This is a genomic window from Streptomyces sp. NPDC088812, assembly GCF_044750285.1.
In the GTDB taxonomy this organism is placed as follows: domain Bacteria; phylum Actinomycetota; class Actinomycetes; order Streptomycetales; family Streptomycetaceae; genus Streptomyces.
The window spans coordinates 57,031-72,344 of sequence record NZ_JBIVJP010000027.1 but is presented as its reverse complement, the minus strand read 5'-3'; the positions used below and the strand labels follow the sequence as shown (position 1 = coordinate 72,344).

The window sequence follows — 15,314 nt, the reverse complement described above, 5'->3', positions numbered from 1 at the left end:
CCGGGCGGATGGGAACGTTTCCCCTCCGCCCGTTCGTCTTCCGGACGCCATGAACAAAACGATCAGGCGCGCCTCGGTCTTCGCGCTGCTGCTGGTGTTCGCCCTGCTGATCCGGGCGACCTGGGTGCAGTTCTACGAGGGCCAGGCGCTCGCGGACGACAACGACAACCGGCGGGGCGCGATCAAGACGTACGCGGAGCCGCTCGGGAACATCATCGTGGCCGGCAAGGCGGTCACCGGCTCGGCGGCCACGGCCGGCAGCGACCTGGAGTACAGACGCACGTACACGGACGGCGAGCTGTACGCGGCGGTCACCGGTTACGCCTCGCAGAGCTACGCCCCGACGCAGCTGGAGGGCATCTACGCCGACCTGCTCAACGGAACGGACAGCCGGCTGACGACCGCGATGGACACGGTCACCGGCCGGCGGGCCGACCCGGGCAACGTGATCACCACGATCGACCCGGACGTGCAGAAGGCGGCCTACGACGCGCTCGGTGACACCAAGGGCGCGGCGGTCGCGATCGACCCGTCGACCGGCAGGATCCTCGCGGTCGTGTCGACGCCGTCGTACGACCCGTCGTCCCTCACCGACGCCGACTCCGCCGGCACGGCCTGGAAGAAGCTCACCGCGGACGAGGACAAGCCGCTCACCAACCGCGCGCTGCGGCAGCCGCTGCCGCCGGGCTCGACGTTCAAGCTGGTGGTCGCGGCGGCCGCGCTGGAGGACGGGCTGTACGCGTCGGTGGACGAGAAGACGGACAGCCCGGACCCCTACACGCTGCCGGGCACGACGACGGTCCTGAAGAACGAGAACACGTCCGCGCCCTGCGAGGACGCCTCCATCCGGGTCGCCCTCCAGTACTCGTGCAACAACGTCTTCGCGCACCTGGCGGTCCAGCTCGGACAGGACACGGTGAAGGCGATGGCCGAGAAGTTCGGCTTCAACGACGAGACGCAGGACGTGCCGGTGCGGGCGTACCCGAGCGTGTACCCGTCCGGCATGGACGAGTCGTCGACCGCCCTGACCGGTATCGGCCAGTACGACGTGACGGCGACCCCGCTCCAGATGGCCATGGTGTCCGCCGCCATCTCCAACGGCGGGGAGCTGGTCTCGCCGCATATGGTCGCGCAGATCACCGACGGCGGCGGCGATGTGCTGGAGAACTACGACGACGAGGCCTCGACCACGCGGATCGTCAGCTCCGGCACGGCCGAGCAGCTGCGGTCGGCGATGCAGACGGTCGTCGAGAAGGGCACGGGCACGAACGCGCTGATCGACGGGGTCACCGTCGGCGGCAAGACCGGCACCGCCCAGCACGGCGAGAACAACAGCAAGACGCCGTACGCCTGGTTCACGTCGTACGGCGAGGCCGACGGCGAGCAGGTCGCCGTGGCGGTGGTCGTGGAGCAGTCGGACGCGGCGCGGTCGGAGGTCAGCGGCAACGGACTGGCCGCGCCGGTCGCCAAGGCCATGATGCAGGCGGCGCTGAGCGGTTGAGGCGGGGGCTGCGCGACCGGCGTGCGGTCCGCCGCGGCCGGTCGCGCAGTTCCCCCGCGCCCCTCAGGGCGCGCCCGTCGCCTGAGTCACCGCCCGACGCCGAGCAGTTGCTCGACGGGGTCGATCGCGAAGTACACGACGAACAGGGCCGAGGCCCCCCACAGCAGCCAGTGGACCTCCTTCGCCCGGCCCAGCACCGTCTTGAGCACCACGTGGGCGAGGAAGCCCGCGCCGATGCCGTTGGTGATGGAGTAGGTGAACGGCATCACGGCGATCGTCAGGAACGCGGGGACGGCGATCTCGTACCGGTCCCAGTCGATGTTCTTGACCTGGCTCATCATCAGGAAGCCGACCGCGACCAGCGCGGGCGCGGCCGCCTGGAGCGGGACGACGGTGAGCAGCGGGGTGAGGAACAGGGCGAGGGCGAAGAGGCCGCCGGTGACCAGGTTGGAGAAGCCGGTGCGGGAGCCCTCGCCGACGCCGGCGGCGGACTCGATGTAGGAGGTCGCGGAGGAGGACGAGGCCGCGCCGCCCGCGACCGCCGCCGCGCCGTCGATGAGCAGCACTCGGCCGAGGTGGGGCACCTTGCCGTCCTCGTCGAGCAGGTTCGCCTCGGCGCTGATGCCGACGACCGTGCCCATGGTGTCGAAGAAGTCCGACAGGAGCAGGGTGAACACCAGCAGGACGACGGTGACGGCGGTGGTCTCGCCGAACGCGCCGAACAGGCTGAAGTGACCGATCAGCCCGAAGTCGGGGGTGGAGACGACCTCGTCGGGCCAGGACGGGGTGGTCAGGCCCCAGGACTCGACGTCGGCGATCGAGTCGATGACGATCGCGAGCACCGTCATGGTCACGATGCCGATCAGGATGGCGCCCTTGACCCTGCGGGCGAGCAGCGCGACGGTCAGCAGCACGCCGAGGCAGAAGACCAGGACCGGCCAGCCGGAGAGGGTGCCGCCGCCGAGCTGGACGGGGACCGTGGTGTTCGCGGCGTCCGGGACGCGGCTGACGAAGCCGGCGTCGACGAAGCCGATGAAGGCGATGAACAGGCCGATGCCGACGCTGATCGCGTGCTTCAGCGGCTGCGGGACGGCGTGCATGACCGCCTCGCGCAGACCGGTCACCACCAGGACGCAGATCAGCAGGCCTTCCAGCACGATCAGGCCCATCGCGTCGTCCCAGCTCATCAGCGGGGCGATCTGGAAGGCGACCACCGCGTTCAGGCCGAGGCCGGCGGCGAGCGCGAGCGGCAGATTGCCGCCGACCCCCATGACGATCGTCATCACGGCGGCCACCAGGGCGGTGGCGGTGGTGAGTTGGACGACGTCGAGGGAGTGCCCGAACTTGTCCTTCGCGCTTCCCAGGACGAGGGGATTCAGGACAAGGATGTAGGCCATCGTGAAGAACGTGGCGAAGCCGCCGCGTATCTCCCGGCCGAACGTCGATCCCCGTGCGGAGATTCTGAAGAACCGGTCGACGCCGTTCACCGCCGGGGGCGGGACAGTCGACCGGTCGGCCGCCTTCTGCACGTCTGACATGACGGGCCCTCCTCGTGTCCTGGTGGATCAGTGTGCGGATGCTGGCTGGATTGTTCCCGCGTCGAACCCGCTTCGGGTTTTCGCCGTGTTACGGAATCGGGGTGGGACAACGTTCGGACCGTCATACGGCGTTCGAACCCCCGATCAAGAACCGACAGAGATCGCTGCTACGCTTCCGGCTCTCGTCCCGGCACCCTCTCGGGACATCTTCATGTCATTTACATGACACGCACGGCAGGCGCCCCGCCGGGTGCCGGTAGTCACCGAGAAGAGGTCACCCGTGGGCACAGTCGTCGACGACGCAGCCTCCGTGGAGTTCCATGCCTTCTTCGAACGCCACTACGCCGAACTGTCCCGTCTCGCTCATCTGTTGACCGGCGAGGCGGACGCGGCCGACGATCTGGCGGCGGACGCGCTGCTGGCGCTGTGGCACCGCTGGGACCGGGTGCGCGCGGCCGACCATCCGGTGGCCTACGCGCGGGGCGTCGTCGCCAACCTGGCCCGCACCCGTATCCGCAGCGCCGTCCGCGAACGCCGCAGGATCTCCCTCTTCTGGTCGCACCGCGAGGAGAAGACGGAGAACCCCGACGTCGCGGGCGTGGTGGACGTGCAGTCGGCGCTGCGTAGACTCCCCTTCCGCAAACGGGCCTGCGTGGTGCTGCGGCACGCCTTCGACCTCTCGGAGAAGGACACCGCCCTCGCCCTGGGGGTCTCGGTGGGTACGGTGAAGAGCCAGACCTCGAAGGGAATGGCCGAGTTGCAAAGACTGCTCGGCGCTCAAGGAGCTCCGCAGAAGGTGCACGCCGTGATGGCGGCACGCACCGGTGAGGCCGGAGGAAGGAACCGATGACGATGCGGCAGGACGTGCACGACGAGCTGCGCGCCCGGCTGCACGAGGCGGCCGAGGCGCACGAGCCCGACCGCGCGCGCATCCTGGCCCGGATCGAGCGCGGCATGGCGGGGCAGGACCGGGCCGCCGGCCACCGGGCGACCCGGCCGCCCCTGTGGGGCTGGGCGCGGATCGTCGGCGCGACGGCCGCGGTCGCGGGCATGCTCGCGGTCGGCGGTTACGCGGTGGCGTCCGCGGTGAAGGACGATCCCCCGCGGCCGCAGTCGGTGGCCGTCTCGCCGCCGCCGGTGGAGTCCCCCAGCGCCACGAGCCGCCCGCCGGCCTCCCCGTCGGCGACGCCCGGCTCCGGCGGCGCGGAGGAGGAACCGGCCGAGCCGAGCACCTCCCCGCCGAGGACCGTGGAGCCGACGACCTCGGCACCGCCCGCCGTCACGCTGCTGCCGCCCAACGATGACGACGACGACGGGCCGCTGTGGTCCGACGGTTCCATCGACCCCCACAGCAACGACTTCTGGGCGCAGAGCAACGTCACGGTGAGGGCGAAGAAGGAGATCACCGCGCTCACCGTGCAGTTGAGGATCGCTCAGACCGGCGGGGTCTCCTCGACCGGCGCCTGGCGCTCGCTGCCGGAGGACGACTTCACCCTGACCGTCACCGAGCAGGACGGCTTCCTGGTCTACACCTGGGTGCTCAAGGAGGGCCGTACGATCGCCGCGGGCGAGTGGGTGTTCGCCGGGCAGTACGACCACGACCGCGGCGGCCGCGACGCCAAGGACGACAGCTATGTGATCGCGGGCGAGGCCGACGGAGAGGAACGCTCCCTGGGCGGGGACTTCGCCGTCCACGACGACTAGGGCGCTTCTGACGGATCTCCGTGGGAGAAGGAGCGGCGTTCGGTGCGTGCCCTCGGCGTGCGGTGTGAAGGGTCATGTGGCGGAGCCACCTGGCCCTTCGCGCCGTGCGGTGAGTGGGGGTACCGCCCACGCCGTTCAGGCAGTGGGGGAGCGTGCCGGGCGTCGCGACGCCGCGGAGATCCGTCAGAAGCGCCCTAGTCCATGGCGGCACCGATCGCCGTCGAGCCGGTGGTCAGGAACGTCGTCGAGGGCAGCGAGCCGTCGGACGCGCGCGGGCCGTACGCCGTCGTCGCGTCCGTCGACCTGAACGACGGGGTGCTCACGCCGCTGTCCCAGCTGTTGGCCGCGGACACCGTCGACGAGCCCCGTGCCGCCGGGCCGCCCTGGTTGCCCACGGAGAGGTTCCGGGTCAGGCGGGCCGTACCGGTCGCGAAGGAGAACCCGGCCCGCGCGTTGGCGTAGGCCGTGTTGCGGTGGAGGGCGACGGCCCCGGTGTTGGAGTTCTCGGCGAACCCGTCGAGCGCGTTGTCCCAGGCCGCGTTGTCGTTGACGACGTGTCCGACCGCGACGCCCCCGCCGCCCAGCTCGAAGCCGTTGCCGTTGCCGTTGCCCTCGAGCGCGGTGTCGCCCCGGCGGTTCCCGCCGTTGCCGAAGGCCCAGGAGTGCTCGACGGTCACCGGTGTGGAGAACTGCCACAGGTCGAGCCCGTCGTCCGCGTTGTCGTGGAGACGGGTGCCGGTGATCCGGTTGCCGCCTCCCGAGCCGAACGTGACGGCGATGCCGTCCGCGGTCCGGCCGTGCCCGGTGGCGTCGTGGTTGCCGTGGCTGTCCAGGTTCCGCACGAGGTTGCCGACGGTGCCGTCGCCGCGCAGGGTGAACCCGGAGCCGCCGTTGTCGGCGGTGACCAGGTCCTCGAAGACGCCGCCGGTCGAGGAGGTCACCACGAGTCCCTGCGCCGGCGCCCTCCGGAAGGTCAGGTCCTGCACGGTCCAGTAGCTGCCGTGGATCCCGGCGAGCCAGGAGCCGGCGGGCAGCTCGGACCCGTCGATCCTCACCTTCTCGCCGTCGTGGGCCCGGAGGGTGATCCGCTGCGTGGAGGTGCCGCTGGCCGTCGACGTCAGGGTGGCCGTCGGGTGGTAGGTGCCGCCGCGGACCTCGATGACCGTGCCGGCGACCGCGTTCCTCACGGCCGACTCCAGCTGCGCGGTGGTGGAGACGGTGACCGTCGTCGACACGGCCCGCGCGCCTCCCTGGGCCAGGCCGAGGTGGACGCCGCCCGCCCCCGCCGCGAGCGCCACCGCGGCGGCGATCGAGAGGGTGCGCGTCCTGCGGTGGCGTCCGGTGCTCAAACGCACGGGGCGTTCCTTTCCTGGAGGGGCGGGGGGTGCGGAGCCGGACCGGAGGGGCCGCCCCGGTCCGGCTCCGCACCCCAGTCGCCGCCCCGGCCGGAGAGGTTGCCGGGTCCGCGCGGAAAAGATCGAAACTTTCGCTCCCCGCCCGCCCCCGCGCCCCCGGTTGACGCCCCGGACCACGGCTGGTGAGACTCCCCAGGGCACGTCATCCAACAGAATCCACCACACTCACACAGGATGTGTCATGCGTCCTGGCCTCCCCTCCCAGCACCGCGACCACCGGAGCACCCCCCGTGACACACCCGCAGTACGCCGGCTACCTCTTCGTCTACTTCACCGGCGAGGGCACCGCCGACGGTGAGCAGATCCGCTACGCCCTCAGCCGCGGCAACGACCCGCTGCACTGGCGGGAGCTGAACGGCGGGCGGCCCGTCCTGACCTCCACCATCGGCGAGCGGGGTCTGCGCGACCCCTTCGTGATCCGCTCCCCCGAGGGCGACAGCTTCCACCTGATCGCCACCGACCTGCGCATGTACCGCGACAGCAGCGGCAGCTGGGACGAGGTCCAGCGCCACGGCAGCAAGTCGGTCATGGTGTGGGACTCCACCGACCTGGTCCACTGGACCGACCAGCGCCTGGTGAAGGTCTCCCCCGACACCGCCGGCAACACCTGGGCGCCGGAGGCCCACTGGGACGAGACCCTGGGCGAGTACGTCGTCTTCTGGGCGTCGAAGCTGTACGCCGACGACGACCCGGCGCACACCGGCCAGACGTACAACCGGATGCTGTACGCGACGACGAAGGACTTCCGCGCCTTCGGCGAGCCGACGGTCTGGCACGACCCCGGCCACTCGGTGATCGACTCCACGGTCATCGCGCACGAGGGCACCTACTACCGCTACACCAAGGACGAGCGGGACCCCTCCTCCGGCTCCCCCGGCTCGAAGTTCATCACCGCGGAGAAGTCGACGAGCCTGACGGACACGGCGTACGGCTTCGTCGCCGACCGCCTCGGCAGCGGCACGGTCGGCCGCGGCGAGGGGCCCACGGTCTTCAGGTCGAACACCGAGGACAAGTGGTACCTGTTCATCGACGAGTACGGCGGCCGCGGCTACGTCCCGTTCGAGACCACCGACCTCGGCTCGGGCCGCTGGACGGCGTGCGCCGGCCACCGGCTCCCGGCGAGCCCCCGGCACGGCACGGTCCTGCCGGTGACGCGGGAGGAGTACGACCGGCTGCTGGCCGCCTACCCGGCCACGCCCGCCTCCGTGATGGACGTGACCGCGAAGGACCAGAAGGGGTACGCGATCGTCACCGAGGCCTCCTCCAAGGTCGTCCTGCCGATGGAGCCCGACGCCGACCTGCGGCACCTCGCGCCGACGCTGTGGGCGGCCGAGGGCGCGTCCGTCTCCCCGGAGCCGGGCACACCGCGTGACTTCCGCACACCGCGGACGTACACCGTGACCGCCGCCGACGGCACGGCCCGCACCTGGACCGTGGAGGCCGTCCACACCCGCAGCCCGCTCCTGCCGGGCCTCACCGCCGACCCGGACGTGCGCTACCTGGACGGCGCGTACTGGATCTACCCGACGACGGACGGCTTCCAGGGCTGGGGCGGGACGCGCTTCTCGGCGTACTCCTCCGAGGACCTGGTGCACTGGACGGACCACGGCGTCGTCCTGGACCTGGGGCCGGACGTGACCTGGGCGGACGCCTACGCCTGGGCGCCGGCGATCGCCGAGCGCGACGGCCGGTACTACCTCTACTTCTGCGCCGAGCAGCAGATCGGCGTGGCCGTGGCGGACTCGCCCGCCGGTCCCTTCGCGGACGCGCTGGGCAAGCCGCTGGTGGCGAAGGACGGCCCCTGGTCCGGCCAGATGATCGACCCGGCGGTCTTCACGGACGACGACGGCCGGTCGTACCTCTACTGGGGCAACAGCCATGCCTACGTGGTGCCGCTGGCCGACGACATGGTGTCGTTCGACCCGGCACAGGTGCGGGAGATCACCCCGGCGAACTTCCGGGAGGGTTCCTTCGTGGTGAAGCGGCGGGGCACGTACTACTTCATGTGGTCCGAGGACGACACCCGCAGCGAGGACTACCACGTGGCCTACGCGACGGGACCGTCCCCGCTCGGCCCGTGGACCGAGCGGGGGACGATCCTGTCCAAGCGTCCGGAGTACGGCATCCTCGCCACCGGCCACCACTCCGTGGTGAACGTGCCCGGCACCGACGACTGGTACGCCGTCTACCACCGGTTCGCCCTCGACGGCCCCGGCCGGCCGGGCGGCGACGGCATGCACCGGGAGACCACCGTCGACCGGCTGGAGTTCGCCGCCGACGGCACGATCGAGCCGGTCGTGCCGACGCTGGAGTCGATCGGGCCGGTGCGCACGGGCTGACCCGGTCAGTCCATCGTCGCGCCGATCGTGGTGCTGCCCGTGGTCAGGAAGGTGGTCACGGGCAGGCTGCCGTCCGACTGGCGGGCGTTGTAGGTGGTGGACGCGTTCGTGGAGACGAAGGCGGGCGTGGCGATGCCGGAGTCCCAGTTGTTGCCGGCGGAGACGACGGAGGAGCCCTTGCTGACCAGGCCGCTGCCGTTGCCGACGGCGAGGTTCTTGCCGAGCCGGGCCGCTCCGGTGGCGAAGTAGTAGCCCCACTTGTCGTTGGCGTAGGCGGTGGTGCGGTTGATGACGATGGCGCCGGTGTTGGAGTTCTCGGTGAAGCCGTTGCCGGCGTTGTCCCAGGCGGCGGAGTTGTTGACGACGTGGGCGACGACCTCGCCGTCGCCGCCCAGCTTGTAGCCGTTGCCGTCGCCCGCGAAGGCGGAGTCGCTCCAGCGGTTCTCGCCGTTGCCGAAGGCCCAGGTGTGCTCGACGGTCACGGGCGAGGAGAACGACCAGAAGTCGATCCCGTCGTCCGAGTTGTTGTAGAGGCGGGCGCCGGTGATGAGGTTGCCGGTGCCGGAGCCGTACTTGACGGCGATGCCGTCGGCGTTCTCGCCGTGGTTGGCGGCGTCGTAGTGGCCGTAGCTGTCGATGTTCTTCACGGTGTTGTTCACCGTGCCGTCGCCGGTGAGGGTGAAGCCGGAGTCACCGCCGTTGATGGTCTTGATGTTGCTCCAGGTGGTGCCGGTGCAGGACTGGCAGACGACCGCGCTGTCCGGGGAGTTCTGGAAGGTGATGTTCGAGACGTTCCAGTAGTCGGCGGTCAGCTTGAAGATCCAGTCGCCGTCGGGGAGCGAGGAGCCGTCGATCTTCACCGTCTCCGAGCCGTACGCGGTGAGGGTGACCGGCGAGGAGGAGGAACCGTTGGTGGTCGACTGGAGGGTGGCGGTCGGGTAGTAGGTGCCGCCGCGGACCTGGATGACCGTGCCCGCGGTGGCGCCGGAGATCGCGCTGGTCAGCTCGGCCGTGGTGTCGACGACCACGGTCGCGGCCTGCGCCGGGGCGGGCAGGACGGCGAGACCGGCGCCCAGGGACAGGGCGGCGAGGGCGGTGAGAGCGGTACGACGAGACAGACGAGACATGGAGTGCGGTCCTTTCCGTCGTGGTGAGGGGGGAGGGGGGAGGTGGAGGGGTTACAGGACGCGGTCCAGCCAGGTGAAGACCTCGTCCTGCATGCGGTCGACGAAGACGTGGCCGAGGTCGGGCCAGGTCTTCAGGTGCAGCCGCTCCTCGGCGTGGCGGGAGCGCCAGACGGCGCGCAGCCTGTCGTGGGCCGTGCGGACGCCGTCGGCGGGGAACAGCGGATCGAGACCGCCGTGGAAGAAGAGCATCGGCCGGGGGGCGGCGATGCTCGCCACGTCGGGGAAGTCGAGGTGGCGGGGCAGCCCGGGGTGGAGCATGTAGTAGGAGGACTGACCGCGCAGGGTGTTGTTGCCGGGGACCATCATCTCCTTCAGGCCGGTCATCCAGCAGACGGCGGCCGTGGCGGCGACGTCGTCGGTGAGGGCCGCCGTCTGCCAGGCGCGGAAGGCGCCCATGGAGAAGCCGACGGCCGCGATCCGGCGCCGGTCCACGCGGTCGAGGCGGGCGAGGAAGCCGGCGGCGCGGGCGTCCTCGCGGGCCATGAGACCGGCCAGGGAGGAGCCCAGGTTGAAGAAGTTGCTCGCCAGGGCCTGTTGCTGGTCGTAGGCGAGGGGGCCGCGGTCGCCCCAGCCGAGGGCGTCGGCGGCCAGCACCACGTACCCGCGGCGGGCCAGTTCGTCGCCGACGAACCGGCCGCTGAAGTACTTCTCCGTCCATGCCTGGGCGGAGGCGAGCCGGGTGGTGTCGTACCAGGGCCGGACCAGTTTCTCCTTGCCGATGTCGAACTTGGCTCCGTGGTCGTGCAGGAGCAGCACGGCCGGGAAGGGGCCGGGGCCGTCCGGGGTGAGCAGCGCGGCGCGGACGCGTTCGTACCGGGTGAGGGAGAGGGTGACCAGTTCCCTGGTGTACCCGTCACCTTGGACGGGCGCGCCGAACTCCGGGGCGTACGGGGTGCCGTCCTCCCGGTCGGCGATGAGCGCCTCCTCCACCTGGGCGCGGGCCGCCCGGCGCCAGGCACCGAAGTCGCGGATCGGGGAGTTCCCCCAGGCGAGCGGGAAGGTGAGGGCGTCCTTGAGGGCGGGGTGGAAGTCGGGCAGCGGTCCGTCGACGACGGCGGCCTCCGCCCCGCTCGCCGCCGTCCCCGCCAGCAGCGCGGCCCCCGTGCCGACCACGAACGCCCGCCGTCCCACCGCGTCACGGGCGCTCATACGGCCTCCAGTCGCCGAGGTAGGTCCGCGGGGTGTGCGCGGCCGCCTCGGCCGCCGTCAGCTGCGGCCGCGTCTCCGGTGCCGTGACGGCCGCGCCCGGACCGGAGTTGGCGTACTCGGCGAAGCGCATGCTCTGCCAGGGGTAGGCGTCCCGCATGTTGGTGTAGGGGGCGGCGGCGTCGATGCCGGGGCCGATCCAGGTGTCCCGCACGACCAGCGACGGCCAGGCGGTCGTCTCGTACGTCGGCACCCAGGGCCGGGCCAGCTTGTACGCGCCGTCCTCGGCGCCGGAGGTGATCCGGCAGCGGACGGCGAGGAAGCCGTAGGGGTTCGCACGGGCGGTGGCGGGCGCGAAGACCATGCCCTTGGGGGTGAAGTCCACGTCCCGGGCGAGGGTGTGGAAGCGGCAGGTGTCGAAGACGGCCCGGGCCCGCCCGAAGACGAAGTCGACGTCTCCTTCGATGTGGCAGCCGCGGTAGTAGTGCCGGTCGAAGGCGTCCAGGGCGGTGGTGTCCGCGAAGAGGGTGTCCTGGTGGCCCAGGAAGCGGACGTTGTCGAAGCGGGAGCGGTCGCCGGTGACGTACGCGGCCACCGCCTGGGTGCCGGTGATGTCGGGGTGGTCGGCGCGCAGCCAGTCGTTGGCGAGGGTGAGGTCGCGGACGGTGAGGCCGGGGGCGGCGGAGGTGAAGGTGGCGGAGCCGGCCGTGCCGTAGGTGGTGCCGTCGGGTCTCGTCGTGCCGCCCGCGTGGTCGAAGACGACGACGGCGGCGCGGGCGTCGCGGGAGGCGCCCCGCAGGGTGAGGTCCGCCGTGTCCGCCGGGACGCTGACGACCTCGCGGTACGTGCCGGGGTGCACGACGATCGTCCGGCCGGGTCCGTCGACGGCGTCCACGGCGGCCTGGAGGGAGTCGCCGGGGCGGACGTGCAGGACGCGGTCCGACCGTGCGTGGGCGGGGGACGCCGCCGTCAGGGCGCCGGCCGTGAGACCGGCCAGGAGGGTGCGCCTGCGCATGTCAGCAGGTCTCCTTCCACGGGGTCCAGTCGCCCAGGTAGGTCTCGCGGGTCGCGGAGGCGGCCTGTTCGGCGGTGAGCTGGGGCCGGTTCTCCGGGACGCTGACGCGGGCGCCCGGCCCGGTGTTGCGGTACTCGGCGAACCGCTGGTCCTGCCACGGGTAGGAGGCCGACATGTTCGTGTAGGGCTCGACCGCGTCGAGGCCGGCAGCGAGGTGGGTGTCGCGGACGGTGAGCATGGGGCGGGCGGTGGTGTCGGAGCTGGGCACCCAGGGGCGGGCCAGTTTGTAGAAGGCGTCCGGGGCCTCGCTGGTGACCCGGCTCCGCGTCACCAGGTAGCCGCGCGGGTTGGCGCCGGCGGTGGAGGGCGCGAAGACGAAGCCGTAGGGGGCGGCGGCCAGGTCGGTGCGGTCCAGGGTGCGGAAGTGGCACTGCTCGAAGACGGCGGTCCCCCGGCCGAAGACGAAGTCGACGTCCCCCTCGGCGTAGCAGTGGGAGAAGTACTGGCGGGCGAAGGTGGTGAGCGAGATCGAGTCGGCGTAGAGGGTGTCCTGGTGGCCCAGGAAGCGGCAGTGGTGGAAGGCGGACCGGTCACCCTGGACCTTGATCGCGACGGCCTGGGTGCCGGTGATGCCGGGGTGGTCGGCGCGCAGCCAGTCGTTGGCGAAGGTGATCCAGCGGGCGGTGAAGCCGTCGGCCTGCACGGTGGTGGTGGCCGAGCCGGTGGTGCCGTAGGTGCCGGATCCGTCGGGCTTGGTGGTGCCGGCCGCGTTGTCGTACACGATCACCACGTCCCGTGGGTCCTCGGCGGCGCCGATCCAGGTGGCCTCGGTGCGGGTGGTGTCGACGGCGACCGTCTCTCGGTAGGTGCCGGGGGCGAGGACGAGGGTCCAGCCGCTGCCGGCGGCGGCGGTGACGGCGTCCCGGACGGTGGTGTGGTCGCCGCGTCCCTGCGCGTCGACGTAGAGCGTCCGCGGGGTGAGGCGGGCGGCCGGGGAGCCGAAGCGGCCGAAGGGCCGCCGGGTGGCCGCGCGGGCGGGGCCGGCCGGGAGTGCGAGGGCGGCTCCCGCGCCCGCGCTCGCCAGGAGGAAGCCCCTGCGGTTCAGAGGGAGTCGGCTGTGGGGCGAGGACATGTCGGTGCTCCTTGCGATGCGGCTCGTGAGATGGGGTCCTCGGGGTGGGGGGTCGACGGGCCGGGGCGGCGGGCCCCGGCCCGTTCACCGGGGGGGTGTCAGCAGAGGTCGCCGGCGCCGGCGTGGGCGCGGACGAGGCCGGGGACGGCCTTGGCCGGGTCGACGTCGGCGCGCAGGGTGGGCGTCCAGCCCGCGCCGGACTGGAGGGTCTCGGCGGGGATCTCCGCGTTGTGCACGGCGATCAGGTCGACGGCCGTGCCGTTGACGAGGTTGCCGTCGGCGGTGACCGGCGCCTCGCTCCACTTCTTGAGCACCTTGGCGGCGCTGACGCCCGTCGGCAGCGTGAACGCGTTGTCCTCGGCGACGAGCTGGGACTCCTTGCCGACGCCGAAGCTGTAGGAGTACGAGTCGTCGGCGACGAAGTGGTTGTTGTAGACGTCGACCTGGCCGAACCGGACCCGGGGCGCGCGCTCGACCAGGTTCGAGAACAGGTTGTGGTGGAAGGTCACCTTCAGCTTGCCGCGGTCGCCGACGGCGGTGGACTCGCTGTCGCTGTTGCCGATCAGGATCGTCTTGTCGTGCTCGGTGAAGACGTTCCAGGAGGCGGTGACGTAGTTCGCGCCGCGGACGATGTCCAGCTCGCCGTCGTGCTGCTGGTACAGCATGCCGAAGTAGGTGGGCGCCGCGCTGTCGGGATGGCTGCCGTCGGTGAAGGTGTTGTGGTCCAGCCAGACGTGGGTGGAGCCGTAGACGACGGCGGTGTCGTACTCGGAGTTCCAGTTGCCCGTGTCCCCGTCGGTGGGGTCCCACTGCGGGAAGCAGTCGACGGGGCTCTCGAAGGCCAGGTTGCGGATGATCACGTTGTCGACGGCCTTGATCTGGAGGCTGGCGCCCTTGAAGCCGGCGTTCTTCCCCACCCCGATGACGGTGGTGTTGGCGGGGATGTTCGCCTTGATGGCCTGGTCCTGGTTGGCGGCGGAGAGGCGGCGCAGCCCTTCGGGGCTGTCGTCGGGCTCGGCACTGAGGTCGGTGTCGAGCCCCCAGGTCTCCGGCGCGTACGCCGCGAGGTAGGCGTCGAAGTCGTAGCCGGGCGCGGCGAGGGCGTCGCACCCGTCGGCGACGGCGTCGATGATCCCCTTCACCTTGATGATCTTCGGTGCGTCGCCCCCGGCGGCGAGGGCGGCCTTGAACTCGGCCCAGGTGGTGACGGTGTACACGTGCTCGGCGTCGGCGGCGGCCCCGCCGGTGGTGCCGGTCCCGTAGGAGGCCCAGCCGTCGTTCGCCGGGAGGGTCTGCCGGGCGGCGTCCCGCGCCTGGGCCTGGGCCGTGGTGCCGGTGACCGTCAGCGCGAGGGCGGTGCAGCCCACCACCACGACACTTGTGACGTGCCCATGCCATTTCTGTGCGTGCATTGTGCGGCTCTCTTCCGGTTGCCGAAGGGGTGGTGCCGAAGGGGTGGTCACGCGGTGGCCGGCGGCCAGGTGATCCAGGAGTCGGGGATCTCCTCGTCGAGCCGGCGCACGTCCCGGGGCCGCAGCACCCGGCGGTGCAGCAGCCCGGAGGCGACGAGCCGGGCCACGGCGATCGCGCCCGGCGGGTTGAAGTGCGTGTTGTCCTGCTCGGTCTCGGTCCAGTTGAAGTACGTCTTCGTCCCCTCGACCCCGAGCTCCTGCCACAGCGCGAGCGACAGCGCCTGGACGTCGATCAGCGCGACGCCCTCCTCCTCGGCCAGCGCGCGCATCGCCGCCGGGTACTCGCCGTGGCTCGGCACGGCGTTCCCCTCCGCGTCGAACCGCCGCCGCTCGACCGGCGTCAGCAGCACGGGCCGCGCCCCACGGGCACGGGCCCCGTCCACGTACAGCCGCAGATACTCCTGGTACGTCGACCAGGGCTCGGTGTACCGCGTGGGGTCGGCTGTCTTCTCGTCGTTGTGCGCGAACTGCACGAGCAGGAAGTCACCCGGCCGGATCGAGGCGAGGACGACGTCGAGCCGCCCCTCGTCCACGAAGCTCTTCGAACTGCGCCCGTTGACCGCGTGGTTGGCGACGGGCAGGTCCTCGTGGAGGAAGAAGGGCAACGCCATGCCCCACCCGGTCTCGGGCGCGGCATCGGCATACTTCTGCGCGGCGGTGGAGTCGCCGGCGATGTAGAGGGTGCGGGGCCGGCGACCGGAAGCGTGCGCGGGGGCGGTCACGGCAGCGCCGAGCGGGAGGGCGGCGAGAGCGGCGGAAGCGACTTGTCGACGCGTGAGGGACACGGGTTGGACCTTTCAACTCAGGGCGAGTCACTAAGGGGCGCGGGGCTGTATCGACATGCGGCTTCCGCCGCGTGCGCGCG

The 15,314-nt window shown here is 71.6% G+C and carries 12 protein-coding genes; 4 read left to right on the top strand and 8 right to left on the bottom strand.

The annotated features are described in order from the left end of the window. The first annotated feature begins 49 nt into the window (after window positions 1-49). Complete coding sequence (locus tag ACIP67_RS36700; protein WP_401697745.1) at window positions 50-1,501, top strand: peptidoglycan D,D-transpeptidase FtsI family protein; 1,452 nt, start codon at window positions 50-52, stop codon at window positions 1,499-1,501. Between the two features lie 86 nt (window positions 1,502-1,587). Here the strand turns inward: ACIP67_RS36700 and ACIP67_RS36695 are convergent, their stop codons facing one another. Next, window positions 1,588-3,039: an NCS2 family permease gene (locus ACIP67_RS36695; protein WP_401697743.1), complete on the bottom strand. Its 1,452-nt coding sequence runs from the start codon at window positions 3,037-3,039 to the stop codon at window positions 1,588-1,590. 280 nt (window positions 3,040-3,319) lie between these two features. Between ACIP67_RS36695 and ACIP67_RS36690 the strand changes: the two genes are divergently transcribed. Then, window positions 3,320-3,889 (top strand): SigE family RNA polymerase sigma factor, encoded by a 570-nt coding sequence (locus ACIP67_RS36690; protein ID WP_401697741.1) that lies wholly within the window; start codon window positions 3,320-3,322, stop codon window positions 3,887-3,889. After that, on the top strand, window positions 3,886-4,743 hold the full coding sequence (locus tag ACIP67_RS36685) for a hypothetical protein (RefSeq protein WP_401697740.1): 858 nt from the start codon (window positions 3,886-3,888) through the stop codon (window positions 4,741-4,743). The genes ACIP67_RS36690 and ACIP67_RS36685 overlap by 4 nt, the downstream gene beginning before the upstream one ends. Window positions 4,744-4,937: 194 nt before the next feature. Here ACIP67_RS36685 and ACIP67_RS36680 read toward each other — a convergent pair whose 3' ends face one another. Beyond that, window positions 4,938-6,098 carry a right-handed parallel beta-helix repeat-containing protein gene (locus tag ACIP67_RS36680; protein WP_401697738.1) on the bottom strand — a complete coding sequence of 387 codons (1,161 nt, stop codon included), beginning with the start codon at window positions 6,096-6,098 and terminating at the stop codon, window positions 4,938-4,940. Window positions 6,099-6,334: 236 nt separating this feature from the next. Between ACIP67_RS36680 and ACIP67_RS36675 the strand changes: the two genes are divergently transcribed. Next, complete coding sequence (locus tag ACIP67_RS36675; RefSeq protein WP_401697736.1) at window positions 6,335-8,497, top strand: family 43 glycosylhydrolase; 2,163 nt, start codon at window positions 6,335-6,337, stop codon at window positions 8,495-8,497. 5 nt (window positions 8,498-8,502) lie between these two features. Here ACIP67_RS36675 and ACIP67_RS36670 read toward each other — a convergent pair whose 3' ends face one another. The 6 genes from ACIP67_RS36670 to ACIP67_RS36645 form a co-directional block, all read right to left on the bottom strand. Beyond that, complete coding sequence (locus ACIP67_RS36670) at window positions 8,503-9,615, bottom strand: pectate lyase (protein WP_401697866.1); 1,113 nt, start codon at window positions 9,613-9,615, stop codon at window positions 8,503-8,505. 60 nt (window positions 9,616-9,675) lie between these two features. Beyond that, complete coding sequence (locus tag ACIP67_RS36665) at window positions 9,676-10,833, bottom strand: dienelactone hydrolase family protein (protein ID WP_401697735.1); 1,158 nt, start codon at window positions 10,831-10,833, stop codon at window positions 9,676-9,678. Then, complete coding sequence (locus ACIP67_RS36660; protein WP_401697734.1) at window positions 10,820-11,845, bottom strand: pectinesterase family protein; 1,026 nt, start codon at window positions 11,843-11,845, stop codon at window positions 10,820-10,822. Before ACIP67_RS36660 ends, ACIP67_RS36665 begins: the two co-directional genes overlap by 14 nt. Before the next feature lies 1 nt (window position 11,846). Next, window positions 11,847-12,977 carry a pectinesterase family protein gene (locus ACIP67_RS36655; protein WP_401697732.1) on the bottom strand — a complete coding sequence of 377 codons (1,131 nt, stop codon included), beginning with the start codon at window positions 12,975-12,977 and terminating at the stop codon, window positions 11,847-11,849. Window positions 12,978-13,075: 98 nt separating this feature from the next. After that, window positions 13,076-14,389, bottom strand: a complete 1,314-nt coding sequence (locus ACIP67_RS36650) for a polysaccharide lyase family 1 protein (protein ID WP_401697730.1) — start codon at window positions 14,387-14,389, stop codon at window positions 13,076-13,078. 47 nt (window positions 14,390-14,436) lie between these two features. Next, complete coding sequence (locus tag ACIP67_RS36645) at window positions 14,437-15,234, bottom strand: rhamnogalacturonan acetylesterase (RefSeq protein ID WP_401697729.1); 798 nt, start codon at window positions 15,232-15,234, stop codon at window positions 14,437-14,439. Window positions 15,235-15,314 lie beyond the last annotated feature (80 nt).